The organism is Streptomyces sp. NBC_00597 (genome assembly GCF_041431095.1).
Classification (GTDB): domain Bacteria; phylum Actinomycetota; class Actinomycetes; order Streptomycetales; family Streptomycetaceae; genus Streptomyces.
In genome coordinates, this window is record NZ_CP107757.1 from 508,848 (window position 1) to 520,399 (window position 11,552).

Sequence of the window (11,552 nt, forward strand, 5' to 3'; positions counted from 1 at the left end):
GGCGCGGCGCCACTCCTGCTCCCGGTCGACGGGTGCCCGGATCCCGGCTCGGACCTGTTTGGGGACAGGGCCCGGAACCTAGCCCGCGATCCGCGCCCGTTCGACCAGCGCAGCCAGTCCCAGGGTGTGCGGCAGCGTGCCGAAGGCCGACCCCCGGTCGCCGCCCAGCCGCGAGGCGCAGAACGCGTCCGCCACCTCCGGCGGCGCCCAGCGCACCAGCAGCGACCCCTGGAGCACCAGCGCCATGCGCTCCACGACCCGGCGCGCCCGCGCCTCGATGCCCTCCAGGTCCGCGAGCTCCGTCAGCAGCCCCTTGATGGCCGAATCCAGCCGGTGGTCGGCGCCCCGCGCCCGCCCCACTTCCTGGAGGAACGCGTTCAGCGCCTGCGGCTCCCGCTGGAGCGCCCGCAGGACGTCCAGGGCCTGTACGTTGCCCGAGCCCTCCCAGATCGAGTTCAGCGGGGATTCGCGCAGCAGCCGCGGCAGCCCCGACTCCTCGACGTAGCCGTTGCCGCCCAGACACTCCAACGCCTCCGCCACCATCGGCGTACAGCGCTTGGTCACCCAGTACTTCGCGGCGGGCACCGCGATGCGCAGGAAGGCCCGCTCCTGCTCCGTCCCGGCGTCGTAGGCGGCCGCCAGGCGCAGCGCCAGCGTCGTGGCCGCCTCCGACTCCAGGGCGAGGTCGGCCAGCACGTTGCGCATCAGCGGCTGCTCGATGAGCCGTGCTCCGAAAGCAGAGCGGTGCTCCGCATGGTGCACGGCCTGCGTCAGCGCCTGCCGCATCAGCGCCGCCGAGCCCAGCACGCAGTCCAGCCGGGTCGCCGCGACCATGTCGATGATGGTCCGCACCCCCCGCCCCTCCTCGCCGACCCGCCGCGCCCACGTCCCGTCGAACTCCACCTCGGCCGACGCGTTCGACCGGTTGCCGAGCTTGTCCTTCAGCCGCTGGATCGCGAACGCGTTGCGCGTGCCGTCCGGCAGCACCCGCGGCACCAGGAAGCAGGTCAGCCGGTCCTTCCCGGCCGACGCCGCCTGCGCCAGCACCAGGAACCCGTCCGACATCGGCGCCGAACAGAACCACTTGTGCCCCGTCAGCAGGTACTCGCCCGCCGCGTCCAGCGGCTTCGCCACCGTCGTGTTCGCCCGTACGTCGCTGCCGCCCTGCTTCTCCGTCATCCCCATGCCGAACAGCACGCCGGCCTTCTGCGCGGGCGGCCGCAGCTCCTCCTCGTACACGTGCGAGGTCAGCCGCGGCTCCCACTCGGCGGCCAGCTCCGGGTCCGCCCGCAGTGCCGGCACGGCCGCGTGCGTCATCGACAGCGGGCAGCCGTTGCCCGCCTCGGCCTGCGACCAGACGAAGAACCCGGCCGCGCGGCGCAGGTGCCCGGCCGGCCGGCCCCACGCATCGGTGAGCCCGGCGCCCACCGCGTGCCCGAGCAGCCGGTGCCACGCCGGGTGGAACTCCACCTCGTCGATCCGGTGTCCGTACCGATCGTGCGTACGCAGTTTCGGAGGGTTCTCGTTGGCCTGCGCGCCCCATCCCTGGGCCTGCGCCGAGCCCGCGGACCGCCCGAGTTCCGAGAGCTCCTGCCGCACCTCGTCGAGGAGTTCGGGCGCCGAGGCCGACAGGTGCCGCTCCACGCCCTCGCGCAGGGCCCGGTCGGTGCCGTAGACGTCGTAGCCCACCAGGGGCGGGGCCTGATTGATGACGGTGTGGGTGGTGGCTGCCATGCGGATACCGTAAGGACGTGCAGCCAGCAAACGAAACACCCGAGCGGGTCCCCGGGCGGCTCCATCGGGCCCGCGCCCTCTACCGCAACGTCTCCAAGCGCAAGATGGCGTGGCTGCTGCTGAAGGACACCGTCAATTCGTGCATCGAGTACCGGATCCTCGGCCTGGCGGCCGAGGCGGCGTTCTTCACGCTCCTGTCGCTGCCGCCGCTGTTCCTGGGCCTGCTGGGCCTGCTCGGGTACGTCGACGGCTGGACGGGCGGCACCTTCGTGGCCTCCATCGAGGAGAACATCCTGCGCGCGGTCGGCACGGTGCTCTCCGACCGGGGCGTCAACGAAGTCGCCAAGCCGATGCTCGACGACGTGACCCGCGGCGGCCGCCCCGACCTGATCTCCCTCGGCTTCGCCTTCGCCCTCTGGTCGGGTTCGCGGGCCGTCAACGTCTTCATCGACACCATCACCGTGATGTACGGGCTCGACGGCCAGCGCGGCATCGTCAAGACGAGGCTGCTCGCCTTCCTGCTGTACGTGGTCGCACTGGTGATCGGCGCGATCGTGCTGCCGCTGATGGTGGCCGGTCCGGACGCCGTCGTCCGCTGGGTGCCCTGGAGCACCGAAGTGATCGCGGTCCTCTACTGGCCGACGGTCACCCTGCTGTCCATCGCCTTCCTGACCACGCTCTACCACGTGTCCGTACCCGTGCGCTCCCCGTGGATCGAGGACGTGCCGGGCGCGCTCGTGGCGCTCGCCATGTGGGTGCTGGGCTCGTTCCTGCTGCGGATCTACCTCACGAACACCGTCGAGGGCCCGACCATCTACGGATCGCTGGCCGCGCCCGTCGCCGTGCTGCTGTGGATCGGCGTCTCGGCCTTCGCGGTCCTGGTCGGCGCTGCCGTGAACGCCGCCATCGACCGCGTCTGGCCGTCCGTGGCCACCGCCGCGGCCCGCGAGGCCAATGAGCGGGCCCGCGAGGCCGAGGCCGCGCAGCTGATCGCGCGCGCCGCAGCCTGGCGGGCGCTGGCCGAGGGCGAATCGGAGGACGACGAGGAGGGCGACGCCGGGATGCCCTCCGAGTTCCCGGAGCGGTGGTCGAACTTCCTGCCGCCGGAGGACTACTCCTCCCGGCTGCGCAAGCACTGACGGCCGGCACCGGCCGCCGGGCCCGCCGTAGCCTGGTGCCGTGTACGAGGAACGGCCGTCCCCGCTGGTGCCCGGCGCGATCGTGTGGCGGCGCTCCGGGGCGCCCGGCGGGCCCGTGCTGCCCGACGGCTGCATGGACCTGCTGTGGGTCGGCGGACGCCTCCTCGTGGCCGGACCCGACACCGGACCCCACCCCGCCGCAGAGGTCCCGGGCGGGGTCTTCACCGGCCTGAGGTTCGCCCCCGGTACCGCGCCCGCACTGCTCGGCGTACCGGCGTACGAGCTGCGCGACCGGCGGGTCGAGCTGGCCGACCTCTGGCCGGGGCCGGAGGTGCGCGGCCTCGCCGAGCGGATGGGCGCGTACGAGGACCCCGGCGCGGGGCTGGAGCGGCTGGCCCGCAGCCGCGCGGCCCGGAGCGCGCCCCCCGACCCCCTCGCCGCACGGGTGGCGGCCGGGCTCCGCGCGGGGGAGTCGGTGGCCGCCGTGGCCGCGGCGGTCGGCCTCGGGGCGCGCCAGCTGCACCGCCGCTCCCTCGACGCCTTCGGCTACGGACCCCGCACCCTCGGACGGGTGCTGCGGCTCCAGCGGGCGCTGGAGCTGGCCCGGCAGGGGATGCCGCAGGCCGAGGTGGCCTACCGGGCCGGATACGCCGACCAGGCCCACCTGGGCCGCGAGGTGCGGGCACTGGCCGGGACCACCCCGGGGGCCTACGCGGCGGCGAACAGCGAGACGCCGCAGCCGTCCGGGTCGCGCACGACGGCGTAGCGCTGCCCCCAGAAGGCGTCCCAGGGCTCCAGATGGCCCTCGTACCCGGCGTCCGTCAGTTCCGCGTACACCGCGTCCACCTCGGCGGGGGAGTCGCACAGGAACGCGAGCTCCCGCCGCCCGTCCCCGGTGGGGCGGGTCCAGGACGGGTCGAAGGAGCGGACGACGTCCTCCGTGTCCCAGGCGATGCGGAGCCCGCCGGGGAGGACGGCCTCCACGTGCGGCTGCTCCTCCGCCCCGGCCGGAACGTCCAGGCCCAGACGGCGGTAGAAGGCGAGCGAGGCGGCCATGTCGGAGACGACCAGGCCGATCAGATCGATTCGGGGAGTCATGCGCCCAGGCTAGGAGCCGCCGGATGCGCCGGTCTTGAACGAATCGGACACGTGCCGGCGGCCGACGGCGGCGCGCTGCGGAAGCGTCCGGAAAAAGAACTGGCATGCGCCGGATCGCACTTGCTACGGTGATCGAGTTCCCGCCGGTGGGCGAGGAACTGCCAGTACGTGCATGACCCGGAGGTGAGTTCATTGATGACTGTCGTCACGCAGGGCGCGAACCGCACCCAGAAGACCATCAATGTCATTTCCGTGGTCTCCGGCTGACCTCACACCCTTCGCGCGCCATCGAGCGCGCGCTGCCGGGGCCACCCTGTGAAGGGTTCCCCTTGTCTTTCTCCACCTCTGCGTCTTCTCCTTCGTACTCGCACGCCCTCACCCCCTTCGGCTGGGACGAGGCGTGGGAGGCCGAGTTCGCCCCGTACGCCGAGCAGGGCCTGGTGCCCGGCCGCGTGGTGCGGGTCGACCGCGGCCAGTGCGACGTCATGACCGCGGACGGCACCGTGCGCGCCGACACCGCCTTCGTCACCCCGCACGACCCGCTCCGCGTCATCTGCACCGGTGACTGGGCCGTGGTCGAGGCGGCCGGCAGCCCCCGGTACGTCAGGACGTACCTGCCGCGCCGGACCGCCTTCGTCCGCTCCACCTCCTCCCAGCGGTCCGAGGGGCAGATCCTCGCCGCCAACGTCGACCACGCGATCATCGCGGTCTCCCTGGCCGTCGAGCTCGACCTGGGCCGCATCGAGCGCTTCTTGGCCCTCGCCTGGGAGTCCGGCGCACAGCCGCTGGTCGTCCTGACCAAGGCCGACCTCGTACCTGACCCGGTGACGCTCGCGCACCTGGTCCAGGACGTGGAGACCACGGCGCCCGGCGTCGACGTCCTCACCGTCTCCTCCCTCACCGGGGAGGGCACGGACGTCCTGGCGGCGGTCGTCGCCGGCGGTACGAGCGTGCTGCTCGGCATCTCCGGCGCGGGCAAGTCCACGCTCGCCAACGCGCTCCTGGGCTCCGAGGTCATGGACGTCCAGGCGACCCGCGACGTGGACGGCAAGGGCCGCCACACGACCACCACCCGCAACCTGCTGGCCCTGCCCGGCGGGGGCGTCCTCATCGACACGCCGGGACTGCGCGGGGTCGGCCTGTGGGACGCGGAGGTCGGGGTCGGCCAGGTCTTCTCGGAGATCGAGGAGTACGCGGCCGACTGCCGCTTCCACGACTGCGCGCACGAGGCCGAGCCGGGGTGCGCGGTGCTCGAAGCCGTCGAGACCGGCGCACTGCCGCAGCGGCGCCTGGAGAGCTACCGCAAGCTGCTGCGCGAGAACCAGCGGATCGTCGCCAAGACGGACGCGAGGCTGCGCTCCGAGATCCGCCGGGACTGGCGCATGAAGTCGGCGGAGGGCCGCGCCAATTACGAGGCGAAGCGCACCGGCCGCCACTGACCGCACCGGCTGACGGGTGACGCCCGGTCCCTGCCCCGCCAGGGACCGGGCGTCACCCGTCCAGGCCCCACGCGAACACCCGCTCCGGGTGGATCCGGATCACCTCCTGGCTGAAGTGCGGACCCAGCGCGTGCGGGCCCACCTCCAGCGTGGCGCGGCCGCGGATCTCGATGCCCCGGACCTTCCACGGCCGCATGCTCACCAGGTCGTCCACGACCAGCGAGAGGCGCGGATTGTGCTGCAAGTTGCGCCACTTCTTCGTCGATCCCATCGCCAGACCGCCGACCAGTACCGTGCCGTCCTCCTGAGGGAAGAACCCCACCGGGTTCGCCTGCGGCTGCCCGGCCGCGTCCACCGTCGCCAGCCGCCCCAGACGCTGCGACCCGAGGTACGCCGACTCCGCCTCGCTGAAACCCTTGAACTCCGTCATGCCCCCAGCCTCGCGGCGCCGCGGGCCCCCCCGCATCGGGCCTGCGCCCGACCCGTCCCTAGGCCCATGGCACTAGGCCGTGCCATGTAGTGCCGTGCCATGTCGTGCCGCGCGTGCCGTGCCCGTCGCGGATCGTTGTCCGCGCGGCCCGGTCAGCCGGCCAGTACCGCCCCGAGCCAGGCGCCCACCACCATCAGGCACGCCAACAGCTCCACCAGGACGCTCGTCCCCACCGCACGCATCACCGCGCGCACCGAGGCCCGGGCCTCGCCGTGGGTGCCCAGCCGCAGCCGCTCGCACAGGTAGATGCCGCCCACGAACCCCGGAACCGCCCCCAGTACCGGAACCACCACGAAACCGAGCAGCGCACCCGCACCCGCGTACACCGCCATCCGGCGGGTGACGCCCACTCCGCGCAGCCGCCGTGGCGGCAACTCCCACTTGATCACCTGGACCACCAGCAGCAGCGCCGTCGCCGCGACCAGGAGGGACCACGCGAGCGCCGACCGCTCGTGCAGCGTCCACCACAGCACCCCCGCCCAGACCAGCCAGGTCCCCGGAACCCCCGGGACCAGCACCCCGAGCACTCCCAGCAGGAGCACCAGCCCCACCAGGAGCAGCTGAGGCAGATCCATGCGCTCAGCCTGACCGACCAGGACCTATCGGGCCACCCAGCCCCGTTCGTACGCGTGCCAGCCCAGCTGGAGCCGGGTCGTCACCCCGGACAGTTCCATCAGGCCCTTGACCCGCCGCTGCACCGTCCGCAACCCCAGATCCAGGTGCTTCGCCACGCTCGCGTCGGTCATCCCGGCCAGCAGCAGCGTCAGGATCTCCAGGTCCGTGGTGTCGGGAACGCCTTCGGACTCCTCCGCCCCCGCCGCCCCCAGCCGCAGCGGCAGCGCCTCCCGCCACACCGCCTCGAACAGCCCCGTCAGCGACTCCAGCAGCCCCGACGCGTGCACCACCAGCGCCGCGGGCTCCGCCCCGGGCCCCGTCAGCGGCACCAGCGCGAGGGACCGGTCCGCGATCACCAGCCTGGTCGGAACCTGCTGGGTCACCCGGACGCCCTCGCCCCGCGCGAGCGCCGTCGACGCCTCCCGGATCCCGGTCGGCAGGGTCAGTACGTCCCGCTCGATCACCACCCGGTACTCGACGCCCCGCGCGGCGGCCTGCTCCTCCGCCTCGTTGTCCATCGCCGTCACCACCTGGGGCCGGCTGCTGACCAGGGCGCACACCTCCTGCGCCGCGCCGACCTGTAGCTGGTGGAAGCGGTGCGCCACCGCGCTCGCGCCCGTCACCACCTCCACCAGGTCGTGCACGGACGGCTCGGCCGCCTCCGCCCGGTACTCCTGCGCCAGCCGCGCCGCCGCCAGCTCCGCCTGCTCCAGCTCGTGCCGCTGCTGGGTGAGCAGCGCCCCCAACGCCACCCCTGGCGGCGCCGCCACCCACCGCCCCGGCCGGGCGGAGGACTGCGCCGCCAGCCCGTGTCGCTCCAGGTGCCGCAACGCCCGCTCGGTCTGCGGGACCGGCAGCGCCAGCCGGTGCGCCAGGTCCGGTACCTCCGCCGCCCCCAGCGCCACCAGCGCGCGGTACGCCGACTCCTGCCCCTCGTCCAGGCCTATCGCACTCAGCAACCCGTCCACCCACCCTCTTGACGCCGTTCCTGGTGGGAAGCGGCCACGGCGCAAACCCGCCTCGGACATCATCGCCGCACCCCCCGGCCCTCTGCCAAGGTGACGCCACCGCAGCACCAACATCCGCCGGTCAGGAGCCGTTTGCGGGCAGCTTTGCCCTGCAATGCAGCAGCTGGCCGGAATTCACCTGGGGAGAGCGATGCGCCCGACATCGCGCACGGCACGGGGAGCGGCGACCGCGGCCGTCCTGGCCGTCACCTTCGCCGGCCCGTCGGCGGCACAGCCGGTCGACGGAGCGCCGGGAGGAGCGGGGAACGGACCGGTCACCGGGAGCGAGGCGGCCGGAAAGCAGCCGACTGCCCCCGTCACCGTGACCCTGGTCACCGGCGACCGGATCCTGGTGTCCACCGCCCCGGCCGGCGGCACCGCCGCCACCGCGATGCCGCGCGAGGACGGCTCGCAGCCGCTCGTGCAGACCCGCCAGAACGGCAAGGACCTCTACGTCTACCCCGAGAGCGCCGTCAAGGCCCTCGCCACCGGCAAGGCCGACCAGGAACTCTTCAACGTCACCGGCCTGATCCGGCAGGGCCACGACGACGCGCACACCAAGAAGCTCCCGCTCATCGCGGTCTACGACGGCTCCGTCAACCCGGCGCGCAGTGCCCCGCCCGCCCCGCGCGGCGCCGAACGCTCCCTCGTCCTCGGCTCCCTCGGCTCCATCGGCGCCGTCGCGCCCGCCGCCGACGACGGCAAGGGCACCGAGGTCGCCGTCCTCGACACCGGCACCGACCTGGTCGGCCGGCAGGTGACGCTGAAGGTGGAGCTCACCCACACGAACGGCGCGGCCGTCACCCAGACGGTCGTGCGGGCGTACGGCATCCGGTAAGTCGTACGAGAGATGCGAAAAGGGGTCCACAGGGCGGCGGCCCGGTGGGCTCCTTTTCGCGCATTCGGCGGTCTCCGCCGCTCCGGGGGGCCGAGAATGGCCCCATGAGTCAGCGGGGCGCGGACGACTGGTGGCAGAAGCTGTACGAGGACCCGGACGCGGAACCGGTCTCGGACCCGGTCCCGGACCCGGGGGACACGCTGGAGAGCCGTTTCCACTCGGCGTCCTCGGTGACGGCCCTCCCGGACACCGTCCCACCTCCGCGGCCCCCGGCCCCACCACCGCCGACTGCGCCGCCCGAGCCGCCCCCGCACGCCGTGGTGCCCGGGCCGCGCCGGGAGGCCGACCCGCAACCGCCGCCACCGTGGGACCCCCCGGCCCCCCGGGATCCCCGGGAGCCCGGCACGACCGGATACGGCCTCGGCAGTGTGACCGTGCCCCCGGCACTCCCGGAGGAACCGCCCGAACTCCCCTCCTGGCGCTGGGGCGTCCCCGACAACGTCCCACCCGAACGGGGCGCCGATGCCTGGCCCGGGACCGGAGCCGGGGTCGCGCCCGGGGCGGGCACGTGGCCGGACCCCGGCTCCGGAGGCGGGGCGGGGCTCCGGGACGGTGTCCCGGACGGGGCCTGTGCCGACGGCACTTGCGCACCCGGGGAGGCCACGGGCCCCGGAACCGCACCGGGAGCCCCTCCCGGTACCCCGACGGTTGCCGGGGGCGGGGCGGGGGAGTGGCCCGACACCGGCTTCGGCGCCGGGACGGCTGCGCCTGCCGGTACCTGGCCGGTGCCCGGCGGCGGGATCCCGGACGGGGCCGGCACGGAAGGCGGTGCCGCGCCCACGAGTGCCCGGCCGGCCGCCGGTGCGGGAGGCCCGTCCGAGGCATCGGCCGAAGACGCGGCTGATGTCGCAGGACGATCCGGCGTTGCCCGACCGGGCTCCCGACCGGAATCCGGGCAGGGGAGCGGGCCGGGGTTCGGGCCCGGGGCCGATGCCGGCGTCGAGCCGCCGCCCGGGCCGGACTCCTGGCCGGGGTTCGGGGTCCGTGCGCTCGATGTCGATGCGCAGCTCGGGACCGGGCGGGCGGCAGGCGCCGGGGAGCAGGCTCGGCCGGGGGCCGGGGCCGGTGGTGGCGCGCAGTTCGGGACCGGTGTGCCCGAGGAGGCCGCGCAGGGCGGGCCCGGGGAGCGGCCCCTCGTGGGATACCTCGGGAATCGGGCGCCGACCTATGCCGCCGAGCCCGGGGCCCTGCCCGTGGCCGATCCGGGGGCGCTCGACGGGCTCGTGCCCGACACCGTCCTGGAGGGGGCCCGGCACGGGGGGTACACCCTGCGGGCGACCTCCGTGCGCGGGGATTCCGCCCGGTTCCGCGGCGAGGCCCGCCGGGACTTCCTGCTGACCGCCCGCTTCGGCACCGGCGACGACGCCCTCGTCCTGGTGGCCCTCGCCGGCGGCGACCGGGCCGCCCCCGGCGCGGCCGAGGCCGCCGCCGAGCTGTGCCGCTGGATCGCGTCGGCCGTCGGCCGGAGCCGGGAGCGGCTGGCCGACGACCTCCGCGCCGGCCGCCGCGACGCCCTGCGCTCGGGGTTGCAGCGGCTCACCGACCGGGGCTACGGCCGTCTGCGCGCGCACGCCGCCGAGCTCGGGCTGCCGGAGGACGCGTACACCGCCGGGCTGCGCGTGCTGCTGCTCCCCATCGATCCCGAGTGCAAGACCCGGGTCTGCTTCGGCGCGGGCGCCGGCGGGCTGTTCCGGTTGCGGGCCGGCGCCTGGCAGGACCTGGAGCCGGAACCGGCACCGGATCCCGCGGAAACCGGGGGCGACGGATTCCGGTTCCGGGCCGCCGTGGCCCGGCCCCGGGACACCCTGCTGCTCTGTTCGGGCGGGCTCGCGGACCCCATGCGGGAGGAGGCGCTCCTTCCGGCCGAACTCGCGGTCCGCTGGGCCGACGCGGAGCCCCCGGGCCTGGCGGCCTTCCTCGCGGACACCCAGCTCCGCCTCAAGGGCTACGCCGACGACCGGACGGCCGCCGCGGTCTGGGAGGCGTAACCGCGCGGAGTGTGGATGGATGGGGGCGTCGGGACCGGCGAACGAAGGGCCTCCCTCACGGCCAAGCAGAACGTGGCGGAGCAGTTCGTCGACATCCTCGTACGCGCCGGCGTGCGCCGGATGTACGGAGTCGTCGGCGACAGCCTGAACCCGGTCGTCGACGCCATCCGCAGGACCGGCGGCATCGAGTGGATCCAGGTGCGGCACGAGGAGACGGCCGCCTTCGCCGCAGGCGCGGAGGCCCAGATCACCGGCCGGCTCGCCGCCTGCGCGGGTTCCTGCGGCCCCGGCAACCTACACCTGATCAACGGCCTCTACGACGCCCACCGCTCGATGGCCCCCGTCCTCGCGCTCGCCTCCCACATCCCCTCCGGGGAGATCGGCCTGGGCTATTTCCAGGAGACCCACCCGGACCGGCTGTTCTCCGAGTGCAGCCACTACAGCGAGCTGATCTCCAACCCGCAGCAGATGCCCCGGGTGCTCCAGACCGCCATCCAGCACGCCGTCGGCCGCAGCGGCGTCGGTGTGATCTCGCTGCCCGGCGACATCGCCTCCCTCCCGGCCCCCGAGCAGAGCGTCCAGCACGCGCTCGTCACCGTGCGGCCGACCGTACGCCCCGGCGACGGGGAGATCGAGAAGCTGGTCCGGCTGATCGACGAGGCCGACAAGGTCACGCTGTTCTGCGGCAGCGGCACCGCGGGGGCGCACGCCGAGGTCATGGAGTTCGCGGGCCGGGTCAAGGCGCCCGTCGGGCACGCCCTGCGCGGCAAGGAGTGGATCCAGTACGACAATCCTTAGTGGCGTACGTATCTCGGTGTCACCGTGATGTTGCAGCATGCTCGCGCGGGAGCGCCCCGCAACGCGTGGCTGCGGGGCGACGATCCACTTTCGCAACGGGCCTAGTGGGGTTTAGTCGACCGTCTGCCCGTCGTACATACCGCCCCTGCAGGTCGGGAGCACGGGCGTCGACCGATCGATCGTTCCGCCGTTGTCCGTGCACTCACCCGGGGTGACGCTGGCCGGGGTGACGCTGCCGGCGGTGGCGGTGGCGGTGGCGGCGCCAGAGAGGCCGAGTCCGGCGAAGGCCGCCGTGGCGATGACGGCGGCGAAGATTCGTCGAAGGCGCATGTGGTTCCCCTTTCAC

At 74.2% G+C, this 11,552-nt stretch carries 11 protein-coding genes and 1 pseudogene; 6 read left to right on the forward strand and 6 right to left on the reverse strand.

The genetic code is table 11. The features are described 5' to 3' along the window. Positions 1-78: 78 nt before the first annotated feature. Positions 79-1,734 carry an acyl-CoA dehydrogenase family protein gene (locus OG974_RS02060; RefSeq protein WP_371645189.1) on the reverse strand — a complete coding sequence of 552 codons (1,656 nt, stop codon included), beginning with the start codon at positions 1,732-1,734 and terminating at the stop codon, positions 79-81. Between the two features lie 17 nt (positions 1,735-1,751). Between OG974_RS02060 and OG974_RS02065 the strand changes: the two genes are divergently transcribed. Beyond that, entirely contained in the window at positions 1,752-2,873 is a 1,122-nt protein-coding gene (locus OG974_RS02065; RefSeq protein ID WP_327279252.1) for a YihY/virulence factor BrkB family protein, read from the forward strand. Between the two features lie 40 nt (positions 2,874-2,913). Beyond that, positions 2,914-3,639: a helix-turn-helix domain-containing protein gene (locus OG974_RS02070; protein ID WP_327279253.1), complete on the forward strand. Its 726-nt coding sequence runs from the start codon at positions 2,914-2,916 to the stop codon at positions 3,637-3,639. Here OG974_RS02070 and OG974_RS02075 read toward each other — a convergent pair. Then, positions 3,582-3,971, reverse strand: coding sequence for a VOC family protein (locus OG974_RS02075; RefSeq protein ID WP_327279254.1), 390 nt, complete (start codon positions 3,969-3,971; stop codon positions 3,582-3,584). The genes OG974_RS02070 and OG974_RS02075 overlap by 58 nt on opposite strands. A gap of 329 nt (positions 3,972-4,300) precedes the next feature. On the opposite strand from OG974_RS02075, the gene rsgA reads away from it, so the two are divergent. Further along, positions 4,301-5,410, forward strand: coding sequence for a ribosome small subunit-dependent GTPase A (gene rsgA / locus OG974_RS02080; RefSeq protein ID WP_327279255.1), 1,110 nt, complete (start codon positions 4,301-4,303; stop codon positions 5,408-5,410). Between the two features lie 52 nt (positions 5,411-5,462). On the opposite strand, the gene OG974_RS02085 is transcribed toward rsgA, so the two are convergent. The 3 genes from OG974_RS02085 to OG974_RS02095 all read right to left on the reverse strand — a co-directional run bounded on the left by OG974_RS02085 (position 5,463) and on the right by OG974_RS02095 (position 7,474). Then, entirely contained in the window at positions 5,463-5,840 is a 378-nt protein-coding gene (locus OG974_RS02085; RefSeq protein ID WP_327279256.1) for a PPOX class F420-dependent oxidoreductase, read from the reverse strand. A 152-nt stretch (positions 5,841-5,992) separates the two neighbouring features. Then, entirely contained in the window at positions 5,993-6,475 is a 483-nt protein-coding gene (locus OG974_RS02090) for a DUF456 domain-containing protein (protein WP_327279257.1), read from the reverse strand. A gap of 24 nt (positions 6,476-6,499) precedes the next feature. Next, positions 6,500-7,474, reverse strand: coding sequence for a helix-turn-helix domain-containing protein (locus OG974_RS02095; RefSeq protein WP_327285836.1), 975 nt, complete (start codon positions 7,472-7,474; stop codon positions 6,500-6,502). A gap of 199 nt (positions 7,475-7,673) precedes the next feature. Here OG974_RS02095 and OG974_RS02100 point away from each other — a divergent pair, with 199 nt between their 5' ends. The 3 genes and pseudogenes from OG974_RS02100 to OG974_RS02110 all read left to right on the forward strand — a co-directional run. Further along, positions 7,674-8,360 carry a hypothetical protein gene (locus OG974_RS02100; protein WP_371645191.1) on the forward strand — a complete coding sequence of 229 codons (687 nt, stop codon included), beginning with the start codon at positions 7,674-7,676 and terminating at the stop codon, positions 8,358-8,360. 1,196 nt (positions 8,361-9,556) lie between these two features. Further along, positions 9,557-10,408, forward strand: coding sequence for a protein phosphatase 2C domain-containing protein (locus tag OG974_RS02105; RefSeq protein WP_371645193.1), 852 nt, complete (start codon positions 9,557-9,559; stop codon positions 10,406-10,408). Between the two features lie 15 nt (positions 10,409-10,423). Continuing rightward, a pseudogene (locus tag OG974_RS02110) lies at positions 10,424-11,191 on the forward strand (thiamine pyrophosphate-binding protein); the annotation flags it as partial. Positions 11,192-11,317: 126 nt separating this feature from the next. On the opposite strand, the gene OG974_RS02115 reads toward OG974_RS02110, so the two are convergent. Further along, positions 11,318-11,536, reverse strand: coding sequence for a hypothetical protein (locus tag OG974_RS02115; protein ID WP_327361286.1), 219 nt, complete (start codon positions 11,534-11,536; stop codon positions 11,318-11,320). Between the last annotated feature and the right edge of the window lie 16 nt (positions 11,537-11,552).